A 24282-nucleotide genomic window follows, 5' to 3' on the forward strand; every position below is an offset into this window, starting at 1 on the left:
TCCGATGCGACCGGAGCAACCAGCGTCGTCACCACGGGCTCGTGCCCGTCCAGGAACCAGACCTCCACGTCCAGGCCGACGCTATGGAAGAGAAGCCCATTGTCAGTCTGCTCCGGGCCCGAAAAGCCGGCGTCCTCGACCAGGAAGGCGAACTCAACGCGCACCTCCGCCCGAAACGCCTCGGCCGGATCCCCCCGATTCCCCATCCTTCGATACTCCGAGATCGTCAGCGCTGACGGGAGACCCAAACCCGGTGAACCTTCTCGGTCACAGCACTGGACAACAAATAAACCCCAGGTCATTGACCTGGGGTTTCATCATGGAGCGGGTGACGAGAATCGAACTCGCGCCCTCAGCTTGGGAAGCGACGGCGCTCGGGCGGCCACGTGACGGGGGAACCTGCCCCGCAGGCGGAGGCCCGGCAGTTCGCGGAGCGGGCGAACTGCCGGGCCCGCGCCCAGGGAGCTGGGTCCGGCAGCGGGCGACACCACGTCGCTGTTCCTCATGCGACGGCCCTATACCCCTGCCAGCCCGTCGCGATCTTCGTACGGCCGCCGAACGACCCCTTGCCGTCCCCACTGTTGCGGTACAGGTTGCCGCTGGTGTCGCGCGAGACGAGGTCCGTCCTGCCGTCGCCGGTGATGTCTCCGACTCCGACGACCGCATTGTAGGAAGCGCCCCAGTTCGAGAACACCTTCACGCGGGCCTTGAAAGTGCCGCTGCCGGTGCCGTCGTACCGGTACAGGTTGTTCGACGTGTCCTGGGCGAGGAGGTCGCCGATGCCGTCGCCGTTCAGGTCGCCGGCCCCGACGACCCTCTTGTACGTCTTCCAGTTGTCGTACAGCTTCACGCGCGCCGACAGCTCGCCCGTACTGGTGCCCTTGTACAGGTAGACCGTGCCGGTCGAGGCGTTGCGGGCGATCAGGTCCGGGCGACCGTCGCCGCTCACGTCACCCGGCGCGGTCAGCTCGTCGTACTGGCCCCAGCCGGAGGTGCCGAGTGAGGTGTACGGCGTCGAGGGCGTCGCCGCCTTGCCGCAGGAGGGGCGGTAGGCGCGGAGAGCGCCGCTGCTCAGCCGGACCAGGACGTCGTTGCACCGGTCGCCGCTGAGGTCGCCGAACGGCACGAACTTCGCGGTGGTCGGCCAGCCGGTACCGGAGACCGGGCTGCCCAGCGTGCCCGTGCCGGTGCCGCGCTGGATGGTGAGGGTGCCGGAGGAGTTGAGGGTGAGGACGTCGCCGACGCCGTCGTTGCCCGCGTAGTCGCGCGGTGCCGCCGCTCCGGCCGTCACCGCGAGGTTGCCGGAGAGGCTGAGGGCGGCGCCCTGGCCGTCGGCGGGTTGGGCGGTGAGTGTCCAGGTGTAGGTGCCGTTGATGACGAGGCGGCCCGCGGAGTCCTTGCCGTCCCAGGCGGCCGTCAGCAGACCGCGGGCGGTGGAGCCGGACACGGTACGCACGGTGGCGCCGGACGCCTTGTGGCGGACGATCACCTTCCAGGAGGCGGCGGGCTTCGACAGCCACCAGGTGCCGGACCAGCTCGCGGTCCCAGGGGTGACCGTGGAGTCGATGGCCGACAGTGCGGACGCCGGAACGCCGGTCTTCACGAGGTGGACGCGCTGCTCGTCGTCGGCATAGGCGACACCGCCGCCGAAGCGGTCCACGGTCCAGCTGGTGCGCACCCCGCTGACCCCGGTTCCGTACCGGCCGAGTTCGGTCCAGTTGACGAGCTTGCGGCTCGGCAGGTCGGTGTAGGACCCGCTGGACGGCAGACCGCCGTGCAGGTCGATGAGCGTCAGCCCGCTGTCCGAGTTGGTGCCGCCGACGTGTTGGACGAGGTAACCGTCTCCGAGGAGGACCCTGCTGGCCGGGGCGGTGGCGGTGAGCTTGGTCGTACGGTCGTAGACACCTGAGCCCTGGACGTCGCCCCAGGCGTCCACGCAGGTCCAGTACACCCAGCGGCCCACGGCCTGGAGGTCCGACGGGGTGCAGCCGTTGCGGGTGGTGAAGGACTCCACGGCGGTGCCGGACGGGAGCCGGGTGGCCGTGACCTTGCCTCCCGTGGCCGCGCCGCTCCACAGGGTGTTGCCCCAGACGGCCGCGGCGACCCGGTCGCGCTTCTGCAGGACCTTGCCCGCCGAGGCGTCGGGGAACTCGCTGACGTACTGGGTGCCGGAGGAGGCGCCGTCGACGACCGCGTACCGTCCGGAGAGGTCTTTGAGCTGCGGGCTGTCGTCCCCCGTGTCGAGGGTGGGGCCCCAGGTGGTGGCACCGTTGGTGCGCAGCATGGTCAGGCCGGACTCGGTGGCGTCGCGGCGGCCGTGGTGGCCGGTCCCGTCGGCGAACATCGGGATGCAGCGGGTGGCGCCGGCGGAGCAGTCGCCGTCCCATCCGCTGACCAGCCCGTCCACGGTGGTTCTGGCGGCGCTCGGCGTGCCGCTGGTAGTGAGCCAGGTGCTGCGATAGGCGCCGAGAATCGTCTGGGGTTCGTACAAAGTGCTGTTGTCGGCCGTGGTGAGGATGCCGCTGCCGAGCGAGAGGCCGTTGATCTGCGCGGGCATCGGCTGCACGGCGGTCAAGCGGCTGCGGGTGACCGAGCCGTCGGCGGCCGGGGCGATTCGGTACACGCCCCAGTCGAGGTCGCCCTGCTCGACGTACTGCGCGGCGCCCGCCACGAGGACCGAGCCGTCCGGCGCCTGGACGATCTGATGGGCGGCCGGGTCCATGACCTTGGTCAGGTCGGTGTCCGTGCCGTCGGACGTGAGGGCCCACAGCGGCTGGCCCCGGTACATGTTGTCGCCGGGCGACACCGGTTCGACACCGAGCAGCTTGTCGCCGACGATCCCGTACGCGGCTTGGTAGGTCAGGGCGCCCGTGTCGAAGGTACGAGGCGCGGCGGACAGGTCGTCGCGGTCGTACACGTCCACCTTGCCGCGCCCACTGCGCAGCCGCACCACCGAGTCGGCACCCAGCCGGAAGCCGGTCACCTCCCAGCCGTCCTCCGGGTTGACCCGGTCGGGCAGCGCGCCGAGCGCGCCGGTGGCGAGGTCGACGATGCCCCAGTGGCCCCAGCTTTCCTCGCTGTCGCCGGTGTTGTAGCGGAGGATGACGGACCGGGCGTCGCCGTCCTCGACCACCACGTTGGACGCGCCCTCCGGCAGCCCGGTCACGGGCGCCTCAGCGACCCCGCCCCCGTCCTGGACGCGCCACAGCTGGTAGGCGTTCGGGTTTCCGCTGACGCCGCTGGTGCTGGTGAGGACGGTGCTGCCGAAGGTGCCCTGGTAGGTGTGATGGTTGGGCACGGGCACCACGGCGGTGCTGCCCGAAGTGCCCGCGCCCTGGAGGAGGGTGACTTGGGAGTCCTCCTCCGAGTAGAGGGCGACGGTGTCGGACCCGTCCCCGTAGTAGCCGGGCTGGAAGGACGCGGCCTCACGGAAGTAGCCGCTGTCGATGTCGTACTGCACCGGGACGTCCAGCCGCTTCTCCAGTGCGGTTGTGGTGCCGGTGGCGTAGTCCGTCCACAGGAACCGGTCGTCGCCCTCCTGGGTCCAAAGGAATCCGCTGGTCCCCGCGTTGAGGATTTGCGTGGCCCTGGGGACGGCACGTGGGGCGGCAGGCAGCACGACCTCGTCGGCCGCGGCTGCCGACAGCGGAGCGGCTGCCGCCGAGGACGGTACAGCAGCGAGCGGAAGGCCGAGACTCAGTGCCGTCGCCAGGACGGCGGCGGTACGTGTCGCCGACGTGCCGAGGCGTGCTGAGCGTGAACCATGAGCCTGTCTGTGTCGGCGTCGGCCGAGTCGAGCCACCGTTCCTCCTGAAAGGCAAGAAGAAGGCATGACGGGACGTACGGCAACGCCTTGGCGCTTCCCCCCGGCCCCCCGGCCGCTCCCCCCATGCGCGTGACGGGAGCCTAACAGCATGTCCATGACCGACCGTCGTGACCTACCGTCTGCGGGAACGCTGCTCCGGGCGACGGTTGCGCAGAGCCTGACGGAAGCCCCGCGATGGTGCGTCGGTCCCTGACCTGACTGTGCCGCGAGCTCCCCGGTGCCCAAGTTCAGTCCACCGACGGCGACTTGGGTGGGTGATGCGTGCACGGCACCTGCCAAGCACTTGTGCCCTCTGTGTGCCCGTTCTTCCTGCGCTTGCCGGGTCGAAACCGATGCAGAATTCCCGCCAAACACCAGCCCCAGGCCGCTGACCTGGGGCTTCAAAAAGAGCGGGTGACGAGAATCGAACTCGCGCTCTCAGCTTGGGAAGCGACGGCGCTTGGATACGCACATGGCCTCTGACCTGCGTATACCCCCTCGGCTGTTCAGTTCGGAGGGTCGGCTTCGCACCGTTGTTTACCGCGGGTGTCCGGTCTTATGGGCACGCTTTGGGCACGAGCCCACGGAACGATGCCATGCGAGGGATCCAATGGTTCGTTGCGGTGCCGGCCCTCCGGGGGAGGGGCGCTGCTGACACGGCACGTTGCAGATGCACACTCCCGGCGCAGGGTGCTCAGTTCGACACGACCGGCGGCCAGAAGGATCGGTGTCTCGCACAGGTCCTCCAGCACCAGGTGGGGAATCACTTCGAGGGCCGTGTCCAGGGCGTACTCCAAGGCTGCGGCGTCGGAGGACTTGTCGATGGCCAGGGTCTCGGTCCATTTGCGCGGCTGGTAGCGGGATTCGCCGTCGAGCGGTGCCGGGTGGTGACCACCGGCACGCCGATATGTACGTCGTCCTAGGGGTGCTCCGGCTGGAATCCGCCGACTGACGTCTGGCCGTCGCGCTGAAGAGACGATGCCCTGCCCCGTAGGAAGTCGGGACAGGGCACCACCGATGGATCATGCGGTGTACGAGGCGGGAGATCGCCGTGCCGTCACCCTTGCTCAGGCCATGTCGAGCCCGAACTTGCAGGTGAGGGTCTGGCGGTAGGACTGCCCGGACTGGGTGTAGTCCGCCTCGCAGCCTGTGATGGGCTTGGTCACCTTTGCGGTGACCTTGAGCCGCACCACCGCGTATTTGTCGCTGAGCACCCCCGGCTTGATCGTGTACGGATGCCCGGCGTAGTTCGGGTACTTGTCGAGGTCCACGTCGCCGGCGGTGGGGTGGGTGGTCTCCTGGTAGCCCAGCCGGTAGCCGGGTGTGTCCTTCACCGAGTAGACCGCGTAACCAAGCACCTTGGCACCCGCCGGGACGTTGAGGAGCTTGACCCCGGTGACGGAGACGGCTTGTTTGGACGTGTTCCTCGTGAGGGGGAAGGCCATGCGGTAGACGTCGCCGACCTTCACGTTCGAGAAGCCGAGGGAACCGGATGTTCCCGGCCCCTCCGCCTGCAGCGCCGTCCCCGCCGTGACCCGGTCCGTGCCGGTGGCACCCGCGCAACCTGTCGCGAAAGCCAGCAGCGCTGTCACGGCGAGCGCCCAGGCGCGGCCGCGGCCGCTAGTACGAGTAGATGACACCGGGGTTCCCCGAAATCTTGCCCTTGGCGCCCCAGATGTCGTGCTCCTCGCCACCCGATCCCGCGGTGATTTTCTGGAAGTGCGAGGTGCCGTACTCGGTGTCGAGGCTGATCGTCACTCCGAACACCTTGGCGGCGTAGCCGATCGTGATGGAGGTTCCGGAGGTGATGGTCGCGTACTGCTTCTTTCCGAGAACCGCACGATAGGCCGGATTGGAGTTCCGGTACGCCGCCACTCCGTCCTTGTTGCGGACATCGCCGCCGTATCTCGCCGTGTCACCCCCGGCAGGAATGTCGTACTTGACCGGGAGGATGGAGTACGAATGCGTGACCTTGTGGTTGGGGCAGGCGAGCTGATGGTCGACGTCCTGGTATTCGACCGGAATCTGGAATCGCTTGGCCCAGTGCGGCCCCTGGTTCGCGAAGCCCACGGCGTGGCCGGTGCTGCTCTTGCGCGAGACCTTTCCGGTGATGGACCAGTGCTCGCCGTCGACGCTGGTTGCCACGCCCCAGGTGCTGGACAGGGTGTTGTTGTACTCGAAGGCGGCGGTGGTGTCGTAGTACGCGTGCGCTTCACCGACGGATGTGTAGTAGTCGTGCTGCTTGATGACGTGCTTGCTCGGCACGCAGGTCGGCACGCCGATCTTCGGCTTCACGGCGCTGTAGTCCACGCCGTCGACCACGTTCGGATTGAAGGTGGTGGCCGACGTGCCGTCCGCCGACTGCCAGGTGCTCATGGGCGTGTCGGAGGGGGTGTCCGCGGTGTCGACCAGGGTCGAGTCCGCTGGAGTCACCTGCGTCTCGTCCGTGTCGGGGTGGATCGCCACGGTGTCCGTCGCCTCGGCACGGGCCGCGGCCGAGCCCTCCGTGGTCGCGGAACCGGTGGCCACGCCCGCGTCCACGTAGTCGGTACCGGTCAGCACAGTGCCGTCCGGGGCCTGACCGTAGAAGGACGCTTCCAGGGAGAGCACGCCTCCGTTGTCGTCCGCGTAGGTCTGCAGATTGCTCGGGAGGGTCGAGGGCAGCGTGAACGACCAGCTGCCGTCCGCGGCCGTGGTCGCCGTGCCCACGGTCGTCGGCGTTATGGTGCTGCCGTCCGCCGGCAGCGCTTCGTCCACCGGGGTCAGGGTCACCGTGGCGCCGGCCAGCGGTGAGCCGTTGCCCAGGGTGAAGATGCCCTTGACCGTGGCGGCGCCGGACACGGGGGGCAGGGTGCTCGGGCTGGGCGCCGCGGTGATCGTCGGTCCGCTCGAGGGCAGTGCCCCGCCGTCCGTGGGCTTGTCGTCCGTCGTTGTGGTGGGGGCCGGGCTGCTGGTGCTGCCGCAACCCGGCGAGTCGGCGGTGCTCTGCGTGCAGACGGCGTGGGCCGGTGCGGCTATTGCCAGGCCGACCACGGCCGATGCGGCGACGACACTGAGTGCAGTGGCCAGGGTCAGCCGTCTGCCAGATATTTTGGACATGAAGGAAATCCCCGATTCCCCGAATTTATCGACGCTCCCCGGATTTCCGGGGCGCCCGACGGGTCAAGTGAGCCGTACGAAATACGGCTGTAAAATTCGGCGGGCACGGCCGATCGCCCTTGATTGTGCCCCCGCCTTGCGCCGCGTTGGTCTGGTCTGACCTGGTCTTTTGCGGCGTGACTGGAAGCTAGCGCGGCGAAACTTGAAAGGTCAACGTCCTTTGGGATCGCTTTGCCATCGAACTTCACCCGCTTTGCCGTAGAGCTCAAATAATGCTCAAGTCGCGCTCACCTTCATCCGTCGCGCCATTTCGTGACGGTCCGTCTAATCTTCCAGCAGGACGTTTCGGCTGGTTGGGCCGACCGTGAAGCGCGAGGGCCGGTCCAGGTAGGGCACGCGAAGGGCACGCAACCCTCGAATTGGACTAGACAACAAACAAACCCCAGGCCACTGACCTGGGGTTTCATCATGGAGCGGGTGACGAGAATCGAACTCGCGCTCTCAGCTTGGGAAACGACGGCGCTCGCACGGGCTCCATAGCTTGAAAGGGCGTTGCGGCTGCATAGCCATTTTTAATAGCACTCTTGGGGTGTGGCTGATGACGACGTGGACTTTCTGCCCGGCGACGGCCCCACCAGTGGTATCTCCGTCACGCTGACAGCCGGAACTCTGCAGGCGATCCGTGAGCGGGTCGGCAAGCGGGGCGTCTCGGCGTATCTGGAGAAGGCGGCCCAGCGGCAGATCGAGCGGGACAACCTGGACGAGCTGATCGCGGACTCCGACAAGGTGCACGGCCCGGCCGACCCCGAGGCCGTGGCGGCCAAGCGTGCCCGGTTGACCGGCGGCGCTTCGAATGCCGGGGCGGCCGCGTGAGTGGTGCCCTGGTCCTGGACAGCGAGGGCCTGGCGAAGGCCGTACAGCGTGATCGGGAAATCCACGAGTGGCTGACGGCGGCTCGTGACGCGGACCTGCCTGTGATCACCTCGGCCGCCGTGCTGGTAGAGGTGATCCACCCGAAGATCAACGACGCCGCCCTGAAGGGGACCCTGCCCCGCCTGAGCGTCGAGCCGGTGACCCAGGCCGTCGCGCAATCCGCTGCCGCTTTGCTGCGCGCAGCACGGCTAGATGGCCACAAGTACGCCATTGACGCCATGCTGTGTGCCACCGCCCTGCAGCATCCCGGCCGGGTGACGATCCTGACTTCCGATGTGGAAGACATCGGGCTGCTCACTGCCGAGCATCCACACGTGAGCGCGGAGAAGGTCTGAGCCGAGGCGCCTTGTGGAGACGGCGCTCGCTGAGAGCAGACCGGCAACCGTCCCGGCTCGGTCCCAGACCCCGCGCCGCCTCGAATCCACGCGCGGTCGGGTCTCGGTGATCTCCACCCCACCCGGGCGGCGCCCGACCTTCCCGTGCTAGGTTGCGCCCCTTGATCGTGAAGGTTGTGTGGGGGGCCTTTCATGAAGCTGGCGCGTTTCTCGCTGCCGACCGCCGCAGCGCTGTTCCTGGGACTGACGACTGTCATCGGTCCCGCCGCGGTCGACTCGTACGCGGCGTCGGATGTACCACTGCCGATCGCGCACTTCTCGCACATGGTGGTCGATGCTCCGCACGGACACCTGTTCATCAGCGGCGGCTCCGGCACCGACGGCATTCTCGTCACCGACCTCGACGGCGGAAACCCGACGATGATCAGTGGCGAGCCGGGGGTCACCGGTCTTGCCCTCTCCGACGACGGATCCGCACTGTACGCGGCTCTGCCGGACCAGGACGCGATCGCGGCGATCCGCACGGACAACCTGACGGAGTCTGCTCGTTACGGCACGGGCGCGGCCACCCATCCGGACTCGCTGGCCGTCGCCGGGGGCACTCTCTGGTTCGGGTACGGCACGGCGGGCGCCGGCGGCATCGGATCCGTCGACGGGGCCGGTACGGTCACTTTGCGGAAGGATTCCGGCAGTTGGGCAGCACCGCCCATGCTGGCGACGACCCCGACGCCCTCCGGCGTACTCGCGGCCGCCGCGCAGACGGGCGACACCTCCGCCTTCGTCACGTACCGGGCCGAGGGCGATGCGCTGACCCGGCAGGCCGCGAAGGCGCTGCCCGTCCCCGACCTGAGCGACTTCGCGGTCACGGCGGGCGGGCAGCACTTGGCGGTCTCGTCCTGGAAGGGCGCGAGCGACAATCGGTACCGCACCTCGGATCTGGCGGTGGACGGGCGATTTGCCATGCCTGTGGCCGCCAAAGCCGTCGCCGTGGCCGCGGACGGCACCCTGGCCGGCTGCGGCTGCAACGACTACGCGTTCGAGGCATTTCCGGAAACGGGCGAGGGCTTCTACAACGAGTACGAGTTCGAGACGCCGGTACGCCTGGCCGCACACGGCCTTGCCTGGGCACCGGACGGAAGCCGGCTCTACGCCGTGGGCGTGGACGCCGCCGGGGGAACACCGACGCTCCGGACAGCTCGGAACCCGGAAACCGCGCGGGTCAGGCTCCTCGGACGCTCAAACACGACTCCGCTCGCCCCCGGCGAGGCCTATTCCTTCCAAACAGGCTTCGATTCGCCCCTCAGTCTCAACGACGGAGTCTCCATGATGCCGGGCACCGTCCGGATCACGCGCTACGACGACGCCGATCCGGACGGCGCGCTCATCCCCGACCCGACAACCACCCGGGTCACGCCGGCCGACTTCTTCGGCTCCTACTACGTCGCCGGCACCGCTCCCCTCACCGGCTCACTGAGCTTCCGCGTCGACTACTCCGGAAGCGGCCACTACGCCCCGGCAAGCCAGACCTTCGACATCCCCGTCGCGAAGTACGCGCCCACCATGGCGCTGGCTGCTCCCTCCGCCGCCGACCGTGCCGCACCGATGACCGTCACCGGGCAACTCACCTGGCCGCATGCACATGTGACGACCGGCGCGGTCCACGTCGTCAAGACCGACTTGGCGCACCCCTCCGGCTACTCGGTGGGCACCGTGCCCGTCGCCGCCGACGGCAGCTTCGCCTTCCACGACACCCCGCAGGCCGGCGGCGCGAACACGTACGCCTTCACCTACGACGGTGGCACGTCCTACCTCCCGGTCGCGGCGTCGGCGAAGGTGCAGGTGTCCAGAGCCACTCCGAGCCTGAGTGTGGCGACCGACGCGAGGTCGTACCACTCCGGCGCGACGGTCAAGGTCACCGCGCATCTGGGGACGACGTACAACTCCCGTCTCGTGACGCTGTACGACCAACCTGCGGGCAAGTCGCGGACGCAGCTCAAGACCGGCAAGGTCGACGCGCAGGGGAACCTCGTCGCGTACTACAAGATCACCCGCAACACCGTCTTCAGCGCGGCCTTCGCCGGTGACTACCGCTACGAGCCGCGCACGGTGACCACCAGTGCGATCGTCGCGCCGACGGTCCGGACGCAGATGCAGTGGCCAATGGGGACCACCCGCATCGGAGCCACCACCTACCAGGTCTTCTACAAGTCCGAGGTCAACATGGGGTACAACGTCCAGGTCACCCCCCATCAGTCCGGCGGCTGCACGTCGGTGTACCTCGAGCACTACTCCTCGGGGGCCTGGCACCAGGTGACTTCGCAGAGTTGCGTGCCCTTGTATTCCGACGGCTGGTACGGCTACGGCCGGGCTCTGAAGCTGTTCGTGAGCAACGACCACTACCGCATCCGCGCTTACTACACGCCGCCGGCCACGGGCGCACAAACCGGTGGCGTATGGAGCCAGTGGACCTATCTGACGGTCCGCCCCGGGAGGCCCTCGTGAGACTCGACCGCTCGGGGCCGTCCGGCACCCGCAGCTGAGCCGAAGCGAATCCGCACGGGTTGCCGTCCTTACGTCTTGCGGGACCGAGGACCACCTGGGCGCCGCTCAGACAATTCGTTGGAGCGGTATTCGTCGAGGCGGTGCCGCTGTCGTGCCGGCCAGGGGAGGCTGGGAACTCAGACGGCCCCAGATCGCTGACCTGGGGCTTCAAGAAGAGCGGGCGACGAGAATCGAACTCGCGCTCTCAGCTTGGGAAGCGACGGTGTTTGGGCGGGCTCCACGGCTTTGGCCTGCGTGGATACCTTCCCTCTGAGGTGGTTGTGAGGGTCGGATCGCACCGTTATTGACCGCTGTTTTCCGCTCTTGCGGGCACGCGGATGGCACGGACCTCGGAAGGGGAGAGGCCGACGCTCCTGGCGGCACAACCGCGCATGGGCTGCCTCGTCCAGGGAGCAGGTGCTGAGGAGACGTTGCGGATGTAGGCAAACTCCCGGTGAGGTCCTGCCCGGGATCTTCGGGGCCCCTCGGCCGAGAGCCGTAGAACGCCGGGTGGCGTTCCGCGGCGGTGGCTCAGGTGTGGCGAGCGGTGAGTCGGCGGGGCCCCACGCCCGCCGCGCGAGCGTCTCGTCCGGGAGCGCGGCACCGAGCCCAGCGGCCAGGTCTTGGTGGGTGGCTGCGAAACGGGCGGCGCTGTCGAACACCTCGCGCAGTACGGGCAGATCGCGTACCACCAGCGGACCTACCGCGGCGAGTGCCTCCATCGCGGCGAGTCCGACGCCCTCCTTGACGGATGGCAAGGCGAAAGCACGTCCCAGACCCACACCCTTTCCGAGATGGGATGCGAACCCGGGATCGGTGTCTGCGCCGCGCTTGCTCAGTCGCCCTCGTCGATACGGCGCAGGAAGGCGCGTGTGCGTTCGTGGGCGGGGTCGGTCATGAGCTTCTCAGGGGGGCCTTCCTCCAGGACGGCCCCCTGGTCGAACATGACCAGCCGGTCCGCGGCCGAGCGGGCGAACCCCATCTCGTGTGTGACGACGATCATCGTCATGCCGTCGTCGACGAGTTCCTTCATCACGGCGATGACCTCGCCGACCATCTCGGGGTCGAGGGCGCTCGTCGGTTCGTCGAAGAGCATCAACTCCGGCTTCATGGCGAGGGCGCGGGCGATGGCGACGCGCTGCTGCTGGCCGCCGGACAGGGCCGACGGCCGCGACGACGCCTTGTGTTCGAGGCCCACCCTTGCCAGGAGCGCCTGCGACTGCTCCCTGGCCTCGGCCTTCGGCATGCCGAGGACCTTCATCGGCGCGACGGCCACGTTGTCGAGCGCGGTCAGATGGGGAAAGAGGTTGAAGCGCTGGAATACGAAACCGATGTTGCGGCGGCGCTCGGCCACCACCTTCGGCCGCTCCTCCACCGGCCGAGCGGACACCGGCTGATCGGAGCCGGACCGCCGCGGCCGGTAGCCGACCGGGAGGCCATGGATGAGGATCTCGCCCTCGTCGATTTGTTCGAGGTGGTTGAGGCAGCGGAGGAACGTGGTCTTGCCGGACCCTGACGGCCCCACCATGACCACGACCTCGCGGGCCCGGACGTCCATGGAGATGCCGTTCAGCACCCGTACGTCGCCGAAGCGCTTGACCACCCCGCGCGCCGACATCACTGCGGTCGCGTCGGCCGGAGTTGTGATGGGTTCCATGTCAGTGGGCCTCCTTGCCGACGAGCGTGGAGTCCTTGCCGCCGGTGCCGCGGCCCAGGCCGCCACCGGCGAGCCGCTCCCGCAGCGAGGGCGTGGCGATCGTCTGTCCGGGATCGGCGAGCTTGCGCTCGATGAACCGCTGGACGAACGACCACACCGTCGTCAGCGCGAGGTAGTAGCAGGCGACGACGAGGAAGATCTCGAAGGTCTTGAAGGTCGCCGAGTTGATCGACTGCGCGCTCAGGAACATCTCCTGCAGGCCGATGACCGACAGCAGCGAGGTCGACTTCATCATCAGGTTGAACTCGTTGCCCAGCGGCGGCACGATGATCCGGATCGCCTGCGGCAGCAGTACGACCCGCATGGTCATCGCCGGGGTCATGCCCAGCGCCTGCGCCGCCTCCGCCTGCCCGGGATCGATGGCGTCGAGGGCCGCGCGGAAGATCTCCGCCATGTACGCGGCCTCGTTCACGGCGAGTGTCAGAATCGCCGCCTGCACGACGCCGAGGAACACGAGCCCGCCCACCTGGAGGTCGCCGAAGCGGTAGATGCCCGCCGCGGCGAGGCCGTTGTAGACGAGGACGAGCTGGACGAGCAGGGGCGTGCCGCGGATCAGCCAGACATAGGTCCGGCCGCCCCAGCGCAGCGGGGCGAAGCGGCTGCGCTGGGCCAGGGCGACGGCGAACCCGAGGAGCACACCGAGCAGTTGGGCGATCACCGATATGTAGACGGTGCGCCAGAGCCCGTCGAGGAACACCCCGGAGGGCGAGAACAGGTAGTGCCAGAAGAACGGCCAGTCGAAGCCGGCCGGCTGCCCTGCGTCGGCGAGCACGGTTGCGTGGGTCACGTCGTCTTCTCTCTGCGCGCCTGCCGTGGCATCAGTCGGCGATGTCGTCGCCGGACAGGTTCCACTTCTTGAGGATCGCGTCGTACGTGCCGCTCTTGCTCACGGCTGCCAGCGCCTTCGTGAGCGCGTCGTGCAGGGCCGCGTCGTCCCTGCGGGTCGCGGCTCCCACCTTGATGCGGTTGAACGGGGCGCCGACGAGGCTGAAGGTGCCCGGCTGCTGCTTCAGCACATACGCGGCCGTCTCCAGCGTCGTGCCGTAGGAGTCCACCAGTCCGAGGCGCAGCTGCTGGAGGGCGTCGCTGTCCTTGGTGAACTGGCGGACGTCGATCTTCGGCTTCCCGGCCGCCGTGCACTTCTTGGACTGGTCGGTGAGGTACTGGACGACGGTCGTGCCGGTCTGCCCGGCCGCCTTCTTGCCGCACAGGTCGTCCGCGCTCTTGATCGCCTTGGCGTTCTTCTCGGCCACGACCAGGGTGTTGGAGGCGTACATGTACGGGACGAAGTCGACGACCTTCTCCCGCTCCGGCTTGATGTAGAGCTGGCTGATGATCGCGTCGCACTGCTTGGCCTGCAACGCCGGGATGATCCCGTTGAAGCTGGTGTTGGCCCAGTTCGCCTTGACCCCGAGCTCGGCGGCCAGCGCGCCGCCGAGTTCGATCTCCGCTCCCACCGGTTTCTGCGCGGCGTCGTAGTACGTCAGCGGGGGCGCGCTGATGTCCGAGCAGTAGGTGATCTGGCCGCTCTTCACGAGCGCACCCGAGGGCACCTTGACCGACGCCGGCTTCGCGGCGGCGTCGGTGTCGCCGGAACCGCCGGAGCAGCCGGCGAGGGCCAAGGCGGCCGCCGCGGTGGCGCCGGCCAGCACGGACACCGATCTACGGGAGAACGAGAGCGACCTGGCCATGTGCGAACCCCTTTGCGAGTTCTCGCTGTTGCGCGGCGATTTAGTCAGTGTCATAGTCGATAACGTTGACTATGACAGGGAAGCTAGGCCCGTCGCTCTCGGACTGTCAATAAGCCCCAGGTAACACGGGAGTTAACAGGGCGCACCGCAAGCGGCCGTCGGCGCACTCCCGTCGGCGCACTCATGCCCTTGGGCCCGGAAAGGGCTCATGTCTTTGGGGCCCGGAAAGGGAACGATGTCCGCACTCACCGAACGTCAGCTCGCCGCGAGGGGCGGGGAATGGGCCGTCGCGACGCCCCACGCCGCGGCGAGCGAGGTGGCAGCCGAGGTCCTGCGTAGTGGCGGCAACGCGGTCGACGCGGCGCTCGCCGCCGCCGCCATGCTGACGGTGGTGTACCCCAACCAGTGCTCGGTCGGCGGCGATCTGCTGGCCCTGGTGGGCACCCGGGACGGCGACGTCCGCTTCGTCAACGCCGGCGGCCGCTCCCCGCGCGCGGTCGACGTGGCGTCGCTGACGGCGTCGTACGACCTGATGCCGGTGCTCGGCGCCCTGCCGGTGACCGTTCCCGGCGCGGTCGCCGGGTGGGGCGTACTCGCCGAGACCTGGGGCAGCCGTCCGCTCGCCGCGGCCCTCGCGCCCGCCGAGGCCGCCGCTCGTGAGGGGGTGCCCGTGGCTTCCGGGCTGGCCCACGATCTCGCCCGCGAGAGCAGCCACTTGGCGCGCGATCCCGGCATGCGCGGCGTGTTCTTCGCCGACGGCGAGGTCCTCGCGGCCGGACAGACGCTGCGGCAGCCCCACCTCGCCCGCTCCCTGGCCCTGATCGGCGCGGAAGGCCCCGCCGCGATGTACGGCGGAGAGGTGGGCGCGAGCCTGGTGAAACTGCTCGCGGCTGGGGGCTCCGCGATGACGGAGGAGGATTTCGCCGCGCACACCGTGGAGCTCTCGCAGGCGCTCGCCGCGGAGTACGACGGTGTCGAGTACCTGTCGGCCGGTGCGAATTCGCAGGGCCTCTACTTCCTCCAGGGCCTCAAGGCACTCGACGTGGCCCGCACCGTCCGCGGGCCGCTCGACCCGCTGGGCCGCGACGCCGGCGTGGTCGCCTCCGTCCTCGCCTGGACCGCCGGCGACCGTGACCGCCACTGCGCCGACCCGGAGTGGAGCAGCGCCCCCGTCGACCACCTGCTGTCCGACGCGTACGCGCGGCGCGTCGCCGAGCACGCCCTGTCGGGCACGGCGGTCGACCTGCTCGCACAGCGCAAGGCGAGCGGTGACACCGTCGCGGTGGTGGTGGCCGACGCGGACGGCACCTGGGTCTCCCTGATCCAGAGCGTCTTCCACAGCTTCGGCGCCGCCGTGCTCGACCCCGGCACCGGGATCGTCCTGCACAACCGGGGTGCCTCGTTCTCCCTCGACCCCGCCTCGCCGAACGGGCTGGCCGGCGGGAAGCGGCCGCTGCACACGCTCATGCCGGTTCTGGTGCGCGAAGGAGGCAAACTCGTCGGCGCGCACGGCGCCATGGGCGGACGCGCGCAACCCCAGGTGCACACCCACATGGCCCTGCATCTCGCCGCCGGTTCCTCTCCCGAACACGCCGTGTCGGTGCCACGCTGGGTCCTCGGAGCCATGGAGGCGGGGGTGATGACCGGCGCGGGCGTCGTCAGCACCGAGCGGGACGTCCCTGCCGCCGGCGTCCACACGATCGAGGGGGCGGGCTTCACCGTCCGGTCGCTCGGCGTGAACGACGACGGGGTGGGCCACGGCCAGTTGGTCCGGTGGGTCCCCGGGGACGGCCGACCGCACCTGGCGGCGGCCACCGATCCGCGCGCGGACGGTTCGGCGGTGGCCGGCTGACGCCATGGCCGGATACGCGATCATGGGAGCGATCGACGTGAGGAAGGAAGCATGACCGACAGCAGTGCCAGGACGACCAAGAGGGCGAGCCGAAGCCGGCTGCCGCGAGGCACCCTGAGCCAGGAGCTGATCGTCCAGGCGGCGTTCCGGGTCGCGGACTCCTCCGGTATGGAGAAGCTGACGTTCCAGGCCCTCGGCCGTGAGCTGTCCGCCCACCCGACCGCGATCTACCGGCACTTCCGCAACAAGGACGAACTGCTGCTGGCACTCATCGACGCCCTGCACGAGGAGGCCCTGGCCAACATCCCACCGCCCACGGACGACTGGGCTCACGACCTCATGCAGATCGCGATCCACACCCACGAGGCGTTTCTCCGCCATCCCCGGGTCGGGGCCCTGGCCGCCGCGCGCACCGCCCGACGGGAAAACGAGTTCCGGTCCGTGGAACGCAAACTGGACTGCATGCGCCGGGCCGGCCTCGACGACGCCGAAGCCGCCCGCTACTACCGGGTCTTCGCCGACCTGGTGCTGGCCTACAGCGCCATGGACGCGAGCCTGGCCGCGCTGTCCCCGGAGCTCAGGGACGCCGACCTGCACGCCTGGGAGACGGACTACCGCATGCTGCCGTCCGACAAATACCCCAACATCGCGCGGGTCGCACCACGGTTCGTGGGCCTGGACGACCCCCAGAACTTCGTGACGGCCGTCCAGGCGGTCATCGACACGGTCCGGGCGAAGACGGAGTGCGAGGCCCGCCGCACCTGAGCCGCAGCGCGCCGGGTGCTTACGGCGCGGACACGACGCACGATGCCGGCGGTGTGCGCGGCGGGCGGATGACATAGGACGAGACGTCGGCGGCCACTCCTGGCTGGAGGGCAGCCGGATCGTCAAGCCACACGAGTAGACGCGAGAGATGTGGGTCCTTCTCGATGTCTGCGTTCACGGGTGAAGCAGGCGGGATTTCTGGGGGTATCCACCTGGACTGGGACGCGGATGGGATGCTTGCGGGCCGCGCGCTCGAATTCCTTCGCGATCTCTCGCTGCATATTCTCGATGGCCCGCTTGTTGATCTCGAACCCGGCCATGCGCGGCCTCCTGCCGTCGGGGACATCAAGAAGCCTCATGAGCACCACTGACAACGCGGCTCCCGATCAGCCATGGCGTGCCGTGGTCCGCACGTAACTGCCGCGAACTGCGGCTTTGCGTAAGCGACTTCGCAGGCGCAGTCCTTGGTGGTGACGCAGGTAACTCAAAATGCGTTTCGCCGTTTGAGGCGCCTGGGAGTCGAGTCACCCAAAGTGGCCGCCGAACGCCCATGAGATGCCACGTTGAGATCGACTTAGGGCACGCCGAGGGCGCACCACCCTCAAATTGGTCTAGACAACAAACAAACCCCAGGCCACTGACCTGGGGTTTCATCGTGGAGCGGGTGACGAGAATCGAACTCGCGCTCTCAGCTTGGGAAGCGACGGCGCTTGCGCGGCTGCAGGGCTGCTGACCTGCACGGATTCGTTGTGCTGGCGACGTTGCCCGGGCATGGCCGCGCCCCTGTTGACCATGGTTGTCCGCTCTTATGGGCACGCTGTGGGCACGGCTTTGAGGAACGGCGGGCAGAGTGCGTGCGGGAACGGGCTCTGCGCTTGGCTCGGCTGGTACGGATATCCGGTTCGGGCAGCCTTCGCGAGCGCACAGCCTCTCTGGCGAATCTGGGACCGGGCCCAGGAGGAGCCCGGTCTCCCCACCCGGCTCGGGCAGTGGCCGAGCCGGGGCGGCGGCGGGGAAAAGGGCGCCTGACCGGCATCACCCCAGGTCGGGCGCCCTACTCGGGTTGCTGGAAGAAGCTGACTGCTATGCCTTGGTCGCCTCCGGCGCTTCCGTTGCCCCCGTCCTCGCTGTGAGGGGGCTCTTGCCTCCGCTGAACGCGAAGTAGAGCACCCCGGCCACGACGACTCCGATGAACCAGGAGTACGGACCCAGCGTCGCCCCGTATCCGGACGGTCCGTAGACGGGGAGGATGCTGGAGAAGACGGCGCCCACCACCCCGGCGGCGAACGCCCGTACGTTCCAGCCGCCCTGGAAGCGGAACTCCCCGCCTTCGTCGTACAGAGCGGGCACGTTCAGCTGTGTCTTCCGGATGAGGTAGTAGTCGACGACGATCACACCGAAGATGGGGCCCATCGTCGAGCCGATGGCGTTGACGAAGCTGGGGGCGTTGTCCCAGGGGTGGAGCGGGTAGAGCAGCAGCGCGATGACGGCGGCGATGAGGCCGCCCCGCCGGAAGGTCACGTACTTCGGGGCCACGTTGGCGAAGTCGAAGGCGGGACTGACGAAGTTGGCGACGACGTTGATGCCGAGGGTCGCCACGGCGAAGGTCAGGGCGGCGAGCAGGACGAGGACCGCGCTGTCGAACTTGGCGGAGACCTTGGCCGGTTCCAGGATGACCTCCCCGTACACCTTGCTGGCGGCGGCCGTGGTGATCGCGGCGACGAGGGAGAAGAGGATCAGGTTGACGGGCAGGCCCCAGATGTTGCCCTTCTTCAGGGCCTTCGCGTCCGGGGCGAAGCGTGCGAAGTCACCGAAGTTGAGGAACAGGGCGGCGAAGTAGGTCACCCAGGTGGCGGCTATCGCCGCGATCGCGGCGAGTGAGCCCGGGCTGACGTCGAGCCCGGTGGCGCTCTTGGCGAGTGCGGCAAGGTCGCCGCTCGGCATGTCGACGGAGAAGGACAGCGCCCCGGCCTTCACGGACAGCGCGATCGCGAGGATCAGCATCATCAGCCAGACCGCCGGGCCGGCGAAGTCCTGGAAACGACGGACCGTTTCCATCCCCTTGCTGATGATGAGCAGCTGGGCGGCCCACACACCGAGGTAGCACAGCACTTCGAGGCCGCTGTGGTCGAAGAGCCGAGTGGTCTCGTGCAGATGCTTGGGTCCGTCGTAGCGGACGAGGAAGGCCACGATGGCGCCGGCGGCGGCGCTGGTCTGGGCGCCGTACCAGAAGGTGGCGACCACGGCCCGTACGAGAGCCGGGACGTTGGCGCCGAAGGTGCCGAACGAGGCGCGGGCGAGGACCGGGTAGGGGACACCGGTCTTGACGCCCGCCTTGCCGATGAGGGTCATCAGCCAGTAGATGATCAGCGAGCCCACACCGATGCCGATGAGGAACTTGAAGGTGTTGCCCGCGACGAGGAACAGGCTGGCGGCCAGGAAGTAGCCGTACAGACTGTGCACGTCCGAGGTCCAGACGTTGAAGATGCTGAAGGCGCCCCACTTGCGTTCGGTGGCGGGGGCGAGATCCTCGTTGTAGAGACGGGGGGAGTACCCGGGCGGGGTGGCGGTTCTGTCCGCGTCCGCGCTGTCCGTGGCCGGCATGTCCTGCTCCTTCTTGCGGTGCCCCTACCGGCGTCGCGCCGGCCGGTTGATGGGGCAGCTAACGGCCCCGATGTTGCATTGGCATGTCGGGCGCGTAGCAGACTCGTCAACGGAAAACTTCTTCCATTTCCGGATCGAGTCACCGGTTGATCAGTGCCCGTGGAGCGGTTGGACGAGGGGCGTGATCACAGGCGGGACGGACTCCCGCGGAGCTGTCGGTGACAAGGGCCCGAGGCGTGATGCGCGGCGCCTGCTCGTGCCGCCCGCTGCGGGTGACGACATCGATCGCATGCAATGGCGGCGGAGCCAAGTCCCTTTAAACGACAACGGAGTTGTGCCGTCGGCGGTCGCACGGCGGTCGCACGGCGACCGCACCGGCCCGGCGGCGAGGTGCCCCGACCGGTGGGTGATCGGGAACCCGATGAGCAGGGAAAGCCTGCAAGCGTGCGGGACCGGTCCCGGACGCTCCTCCTAGCCTCGGTACGCGCAAGCCCGGTCGTCATCACAGATGCGGTGTGTGCCGGAGATGCCTGTGAAGGGGTATGACCATGGGGCAGGTACGCGAGGGTGCACGGTTGGCGGCCTGGGCCGTCAGCGGGGTCATCGGCCTGGCGGTGTTGTACGTGATCGGGGTGCTCGCCTTCGGCGGCGCGGAGTGGATCACCGCCCCGTTCCGCGGTGCGGCGGACAAGCGCGAGAACACCGGCGGCTCGGGCGAGTTCCGGCAGACCACGTACGAGGAGTTCTTCGATCTGTGCGCGGCCGTGCAGAACGCCGAAGGGACGATCCAGGCGCTCCGGGAGGAGCGGGAGGTCGCTTCGGAGACTCGCCTGACGCAGATCGACCAGTCGATCACCGCGCTGAAGGCCACGCGGATCGAGTCGGTCAACACCTACAACGCGAAGGCCGCCCAGGAGCACCGCGCACCCTTCCGCGACAAGGATCTGCCGTACCGGCTGGATGCCGGCGCCGAGCGCACGACGTGCACCAACTGATCCCCATCTCATCCCGGGAAGAGGGCAGCACCGCATGAAGAAGTTCGCACGCATGGCCCTGGCCACCGTTGTCGCGCTCGTTGTGGGCCTTGCCCTGACGTCCTGCACCGGCGACTCCGGCCAGGACAAGGAGAACAAGGCCAAGCAGGACAACTACGACCGTCTCGTGGCCCAGCAGCCGGCGGGCCGCATGGAGTACTCGCCGACCCGCGAAGCGATCAACCAGTGGATCAGGACGTGGGGGAAGCGGGGCAAACTCTCGTACGTCTACATCCAGAACGCCAAGGGCGAGTACGGGTACTTCATCATGAAGGGCCTGCCGGTGCCGCGCTGCAAGATGCTCACTCCGACGGAGAGGGTGGAGTCCTCCTCCAACGGCGTCGCAGTCCTCGCGCAGCCCGGCATGGACGGCACGTATTCGTCGGGTTCCACCTGCAACGCCTACTACGGTTTCGATGCCATGACGGGCGTGTACATGGAATTCACGGTCGGCACGAACCAGTCGTTCTTCCTGTTCGACAAGCCCATGACGATGCCGGAGTACGCCAGTGCCAAGCAATTGGGGCCGACCTCGGTGAAGGACGTCGGGTAGCAATATGGCGCCGGTGATCCTGCTGGTAGTCAGTACGCCGACTTCAGCGTTCCGCCGGGGAGTTTCTTCCCGTCCTCCCGGCCCACGCCGCACAGCACCCACCGGAACCCGGCGTCCCACTCCTCGTCCGAGGAGTACCAGCCCCACATCTCGTGTCCCTGGCCACGGGCCCAGTTGACGCCGTACTTCTCGTCGCAGAGGTCTCCCGCGTCGACACTGTCCGCCGAGCCGTCGCCCGAGGCCCGGGTCCAGCCCACCATCTGCTGGTCGTGCGGTCCGTCGCAGTTCACCAGGGTCTTGGTGTACGTGTCGTCCTCGTCCTTCCGCGTGTCGACGCAGTCCCCCGGGCCCAGCTGCGTGACGAACACCTCGTTGCCGAACTTGCGGAAGTCGCCGAGCGGGCCGCCCGCGGTGGCGTTCCTCAGCAAGAGCAGGCAGGCCGAGGGCGGCGGTTCGCTCTGCCCGGGCCCGGGCGTGAGGACGTACAGCACCGGGTCCGCCATGGTCGCCCGCAGCCTGGCGGTGCGCCGGGTGCACTCGTCCCGCGCCGCCCGCGTGCCGTCGGCTGCGACGGTCGTGATGACCTGGCCGTCGGGATTGTCGTCGTAGCAGTCGACGACCTTCACCTTGGGCAGCTCCTTGAACTTCCCGTCCCTCCCGTCGGCGTCGACGCACTGTCCCGGTGTGAGCTCCTCGCGCAGCCCCGCCTGCCGTCCGTACGGGTACGCGTTTCGGGTCACGGTCGGGGAAGGGCTCGCGGCCACCTTCGTACCGACCTCCGGCCCCTTCACCCCGGCCTTCTCCGCCGGGTGCGTGGCGGCGCCCAGCGCGAATCCGCCGGCCCCCACCAGCACGGCAACGAGCGTCAGCAGTACGGACGTTCGCCGGCCGAGCGACCCGCGAGCGGCGGCCGAGGGGCTCCCGGAGCCGGTCGCGGCGGCGGGATCGGCGCCGGATCCGGTCCTCTCCCGGGCGGTTCCGGGAAGCGCGGGCAGCGGCGTACGAGGGGTCCCGGTTCCCCCGGCCTCCGCGAGCAGCTCACGCGCTCGCTCCACCCGCATACGCTCCGTCGGATCCTTGGCCAGCAGCCCCATGATCACGCGGCTCAGCGGGTCGCTCGCCCGCTGCGGTACGGCGGGTTCCGCGGTCAGCGCCGCCATGAGGGAGGCGTCGAGCGTGTCCCGCTCGAAGGGGGAGGCGCCCTCGACGGCGAAGTAGAGAGTGGCACCGAGCGAGAACAGGTCGGTCGCTTCCGTCGCTTCGCCGCCGGACAGTCGTTCCGGCGCCAGGTAGCCCGGGGTGCCCACCACCATGCCGCTCCGGGTGACCCGGGTTTCCCGGGGCCACAGCGAGATGCCGTAGTCCGTGAGCAGGACCCGTCGATCGGCGGCTCCGGACGGGTCCGGCGCCAGCAGGACGTTGGAGGGCTTCACGTCCCGGTGGATGATGCCGAGCCGGTGCCCGGCGGACAGCGCGTCGAGGGTGGCCGCCCCGATCCGGGCCACCTCCTCGCTCGGCAGCGGCCCGCGGTCCTCCACCACGGCCCGCAGATCCCGGGTGCCGGGCAGGTACTCCATCACGATCCACGGGCGGTCGTCGTCCTCCACCACGTCGTACACCGTGATCACGTTCGGGTGCTCGCGCAGCTGCGCCGCCTTCAGCGCCTCCCTGCGCCCGCGGTGGACGGGGTCGTCGCCGGGTCCGTCCGACTCGTACGGAACGGCGATCTCCTTGACCGCGACCCGGACCTGGAGGTCCTCGTCCTCGGCCAGCCACACGTGTCCGCCACCGCCGGAACCCAGCCGCTCCCGGAGCCGGTACCGCCCGGCGATGACCCCGCCGAAGCCACGGTCCGCGCCGCCGCTCACCGGACGACCAGCGGGCGGAAGGCGGAGCGCACATCGGACGTGGACGGGTCGACGTACATCGAGACCGTGTTCTCCGCGGTGAAGATGGTCGAGGGGCAGCTCGTACCGCTGATCTGGATCTTGCGGTCGGCGACCAGCCTTCCGGTGCGCAGCTCGTAGACCTTCACCGGGATCTCGATCTTGTGGAAGCTCACGTACCCGACGGCGCCGGAGGACTCGCTCCGGTACGGGCAGGTCTCGACGGAATCCCCGAAGGTGTCCTCGCCCATGCAGACCACCAGCACCGCGTCGGTGGCATCGTCCGCCTTCCAGGAGCCGGGGAACCGCTTCGGGTAGCCGGAGGCGGTGCCGTTCTCGTCGGAGGCGTAGAACAGCGCGGGGTTGGTGCCCTTGCTCATGGGCTTGGCGCCGCTGTACTTCGCCGGGGCGGCGCAGTACTCGGGCTGGGTGCCGGTCTCTGCGGAGAGCAGGTTGCTGACGTTCGCCAACTCGGCGCTCAGGGTGGCCTTCCTGGCTCCCTTCCGGGCCCGGTCCGCGAGGCCGCTGCCGGGATACCGGTCGAGCAGCCGCTCGTAGTACGTGCGCGCCTCCTCCCAACGGTCGTCCGCCAGGAGGTCGTCACCGCATCCGACGAGCGCCGCGGGCGCGGTCAGCGCGGCCGTGTCGGCCGCCCGGTCCAGTACGTCGTGGCTCCGCCCCCGGTCGCGGAGCCAGTCGGTGACGGCGGCGGTGTCGCAGGGGTCCTTGGCGGGCAGCCTGCCGAGGAATCCGTTCAAGGTCGCTTCGACCGTCTTCTCGTTGCCGTCCTTCGCCAGCACGGAAGCGAGCGTGCCGAAGCCGTCCGCCAGGGCCTCGGTGTCCCCGGTCAGCGCCCTGCTCAGCTCGGCCCGGGCCGTCCGCAGCCGGTCGCACGCCGCTACGGCCTCGTCACCGCGGGCGGTGAGCGGGGCGTCGGCTACGCGGTGCCCGAACCACACGCTGTCCTGGGCCGTCGACACCCGTGCGCAGTCGCCGCTTTCGCGCGCCTCGGTGACGCTGCGACCGATCCTGAACGCGTCGAAGCGCAACAGCCCCACCACCAGCAGCACCGGCAGCGTGATGCCGAGCGCGACCAGGCGCTGTCTGCGCGCCGTGCCTCGGCCGCCGCCTCCGCGCGCCAGGAAGCACCCGTGGACGACCACGGCCGCCCACCACACCAGCACGGCCACCTCGTACGACCGCGAGGCGGTCGTGACGAGCATGAAGACGAGTACGGCGCTGCCGGCCACGGCGGCGAGGGCGAGCCGGCGTCGCCGCAGCAGCAGATAGCCGACGCCGAGGAGCGAGGCATTGCCCAGGGCGGCGGCCACCGGGTCGGGTGCCCTGGGCTCGTCGGGCGCGGCATTCGGCATGGTGGGTAGGGCGTACGTCGGGTCGCTCATCCTGATCTCCCCCGGTCTCGGTCACGAACAGGTCCGGTGCCCGCATGGTGCGGCGCCGTTCCCG

Annotated in this window: 17 protein-coding genes; 8 read left to right on the forward strand and 9 right to left on the reverse strand. The window is 69.0% G+C overall.

From position 1 onward, the window contains the following. Nucleotides 1-502 precede the first annotated feature (502 nt). The 3 genes from IH68_RS0132205 to IH68_RS0132215 all read right to left on the reverse strand — a co-directional run bounded on the left by IH68_RS0132205 (nt 503) and on the right by IH68_RS0132215 (nt 6904). Nucleotides 503-3802 (reverse strand): FG-GAP-like repeat-containing protein, encoded by a 3300-nt coding sequence (locus IH68_RS0132205; protein WP_234341681.1) that lies wholly within the window; start codon nt 3800-3802, stop codon nt 503-505. Between the two features lie 1070 nt (nt 3803-4872). Then, complete coding sequence (locus tag IH68_RS0132210) at nt 4873-5445, reverse strand: hypothetical protein (RefSeq protein ID WP_159403746.1); 573 nt, start codon at nt 5443-5445, stop codon at nt 4873-4875. Next, on the reverse strand, nt 5426-6904 hold the full coding sequence (locus IH68_RS0132215; protein ID WP_159403747.1) for a hypothetical protein: 1479 nt from the start codon (nt 6902-6904) through the stop codon (nt 5426-5428). Before IH68_RS0132215 ends, IH68_RS0132210 begins: the two co-directional genes overlap by 20 nt. Nucleotides 6905-7495: 591 nt before the next feature. On the opposite strand from IH68_RS0132215, the gene IH68_RS0132220 reads away from it, so the two are divergent. The 3 genes from IH68_RS0132220 to IH68_RS51920 all read left to right on the forward strand — a co-directional run bounded on the left by IH68_RS0132220 (nt 7496) and on the right by IH68_RS51920 (nt 10674). After that, a complete protein-coding gene (locus IH68_RS0132220; protein ID WP_030942047.1) occupies nt 7496-7777 on the forward strand; it encodes a hypothetical protein in 282 nt (93 codons plus the stop codon). Then, a complete protein-coding gene (locus tag IH68_RS0132225; RefSeq protein ID WP_030942050.1) occupies nt 7774-8172 on the forward strand; it encodes a PIN domain-containing protein in 399 nt (132 codons plus the stop codon). Before IH68_RS0132220 ends, IH68_RS0132225 begins: the two co-directional genes overlap by 4 nt. A gap of 192 nt (nt 8173-8364) precedes the next feature. After that, on the forward strand, nt 8365-10674 hold the full coding sequence (locus tag IH68_RS51920; protein WP_051833842.1) for a hypothetical protein: 2310 nt from the start codon (nt 8365-8367) through the stop codon (nt 10672-10674). A gap of 874 nt (nt 10675-11548) precedes the next feature. On the opposite strand, the gene IH68_RS0132235 is transcribed toward IH68_RS51920, so the two are convergent. From IH68_RS0132235 to IH68_RS0132245, 3 genes are read right to left on the reverse strand one after another with little or no spacing between them, the layout of a single operon-like run. Further along, nucleotides 11549-12370 carry an amino acid ABC transporter ATP-binding protein gene (locus IH68_RS0132235; protein ID WP_051833843.1) on the reverse strand — a complete coding sequence of 274 codons (822 nt, stop codon included), beginning with the start codon at nt 12368-12370 and terminating at the stop codon, nt 11549-11551. A gap of 1 nt (nt 12371) precedes the next feature. Next, nucleotides 12372-13217, reverse strand: coding sequence for an amino acid ABC transporter permease (locus IH68_RS0132240; RefSeq protein ID WP_063763563.1), 846 nt, complete (start codon nt 13215-13217; stop codon nt 12372-12374). Nucleotides 13218-13248: 31 nt separating this feature from the next. Then, the gene (locus tag IH68_RS0132245) at nt 13249-14121 is read right to left on the reverse strand and encodes an ABC transporter substrate-binding protein (RefSeq protein ID WP_030942056.1); all 873 of its coding nucleotides are present in this window, start codon (nt 14119-14121) and stop codon (nt 13249-13251) included. 235 nt (nt 14122-14356) lie between these two features. On the opposite strand from IH68_RS0132245, the gene IH68_RS0132250 reads away from it, so the two are divergent. From IH68_RS0132250 to IH68_RS56565, 3 genes are all read left to right on the forward strand, one after another. Next, nucleotides 14357-15973, forward strand: coding sequence for a gamma-glutamyltransferase family protein (locus tag IH68_RS0132250; protein WP_051833844.1), 1617 nt, complete (start codon nt 14357-14359; stop codon nt 15971-15973). A gap of 51 nt (nt 15974-16024) precedes the next feature. Next, nucleotides 16025-16738 (forward strand): TetR/AcrR family transcriptional regulator, encoded by a 714-nt coding sequence (locus tag IH68_RS0132255; protein ID WP_030942058.1) that lies wholly within the window; start codon nt 16025-16027, stop codon nt 16736-16738. Between the two features lie 164 nt (nt 16739-16902). Then, complete coding sequence (locus IH68_RS56565; RefSeq protein ID WP_159403748.1) at nt 16903-17109, forward strand: hypothetical protein; 207 nt, start codon at nt 16903-16905, stop codon at nt 17107-17109. 712 nt (nt 17110-17821) lie between these two features. Here IH68_RS56565 and IH68_RS0132260 read toward each other — a convergent pair. Then, nucleotides 17822-19342 carry an NCS1 family nucleobase:cation symporter-1 gene (locus IH68_RS0132260; RefSeq protein ID WP_030942060.1) on the reverse strand — a complete coding sequence of 507 codons (1521 nt, stop codon included), beginning with the start codon at nt 19340-19342 and terminating at the stop codon, nt 17822-17824. Nucleotides 19343-19884: 542 nt separating this feature from the next. On the opposite strand from IH68_RS0132260, the gene IH68_RS0132265 reads away from it, so the two are divergent. Together IH68_RS0132265 and IH68_RS0132270 are read left to right on the forward strand one after the other, a co-directional pair. Further along, nucleotides 19885-20337 carry a hypothetical protein gene (locus IH68_RS0132265; RefSeq protein ID WP_030942062.1) on the forward strand — a complete coding sequence of 151 codons (453 nt, stop codon included), beginning with the start codon at nt 19885-19887 and terminating at the stop codon, nt 20335-20337. Nucleotides 20338-20371: 34 nt separating this feature from the next. Then, entirely contained in the window at nt 20372-20929 is a 558-nt protein-coding gene (locus IH68_RS0132270) for a hypothetical protein (RefSeq protein WP_030942064.1), read from the forward strand. Nucleotides 20930-20958: 29 nt separating this feature from the next. Here the strand turns inward: IH68_RS0132270 and IH68_RS0132275 are convergent, their stop codons facing one another. Both IH68_RS0132275 and IH68_RS58410 read right to left on the reverse strand, forming a co-directional pair. Then, nucleotides 20959-22797 (reverse strand): serine/threonine-protein kinase, encoded by a 1839-nt coding sequence (locus IH68_RS0132275; protein WP_037885614.1) that lies wholly within the window; start codon nt 22795-22797, stop codon nt 20959-20961. Then, nucleotides 22794-24218: a tetratricopeptide repeat protein gene (locus IH68_RS58410; RefSeq protein WP_234341682.1), complete on the reverse strand. Its 1425-nt coding sequence runs from the start codon at nt 24216-24218 to the stop codon at nt 22794-22796. The genes IH68_RS0132275 and IH68_RS58410 overlap by 4 nt, the downstream gene beginning before the upstream one ends. Nucleotides 24219-24282: the final 64 nt, after the last annotated feature.

This window comes from Streptomyces sp. NRRL S-646 (assembly GCF_000720765.1).
Classification (GTDB): domain Bacteria; phylum Actinomycetota; class Actinomycetes; order Streptomycetales; family Streptomycetaceae; genus Streptomyces.

What these genes read in the sequence shown, in the direction of transcription:
- IH68_RS0132215 (WP_159403747.1), bottom strand. Translation starts at nt 6,904, where the DNA reads ATGTCCAAAATATCTGGCAGACGGCTGACCCTGGCCACTGCACTCAGT.
- IH68_RS51920 (WP_051833842.1), top strand. Translation starts at nt 8,365, where the DNA reads ATGAAGCTGGCGCGTTTCTCGCTGCCGACCGCCGCAGCGCTGTTCCTG.
- IH68_RS0132235 (WP_051833843.1), bottom strand. Translation starts at nt 12,370, where the DNA reads ATGGAACCCATCACAACTCCGGCCGACGCGACCGCAGTGATGTCGGCG.
- IH68_RS0132245 (WP_030942056.1), bottom strand. Translation starts at nt 14,121, where the DNA reads ATGGCCAGGTCGCTCTCGTTCTCCCGTAGATCGGTGTCCGTGCTGGCC.
- IH68_RS0132250 (WP_051833844.1), top strand. Translation starts at nt 14,357, where the DNA reads ATGTCCGCACTCACCGAACGTCAGCTCGCCGCGAGGGGCGGGGAATGG.
- IH68_RS0132255 (WP_030942058.1), top strand. Translation starts at nt 16,025, where the DNA reads ATGACCGACAGCAGTGCCAGGACGACCAAGAGGGCGAGCCGAAGCCGG.
- IH68_RS56565 (WP_159403748.1), top strand. Translation starts at nt 16,903, where the DNA reads ATGTCTGCGTTCACGGGTGAAGCAGGCGGGATTTCTGGGGGTATCCAC.
- IH68_RS0132260 (WP_030942060.1), bottom strand. Translation starts at nt 19,342, where the DNA reads ATGCCGGCCACGGACAGCGCGGACGCGGACAGAACCGCCACCCCGCCC.
- IH68_RS0132265 (WP_030942062.1), top strand. Translation starts at nt 19,885, where the DNA reads ATGACCATGGGGCAGGTACGCGAGGGTGCACGGTTGGCGGCCTGGGCC.
- IH68_RS0132270 (WP_030942064.1), top strand. Translation starts at nt 20,372, where the DNA reads ATGAAGAAGTTCGCACGCATGGCCCTGGCCACCGTTGTCGCGCTCGTT.
- IH68_RS58410 (WP_234341682.1), bottom strand. Translation starts at nt 24,218, where the DNA reads ATGAGCGACCCGACGTACGCCCTACCCACCATGCCGAATGCCGCGCCC.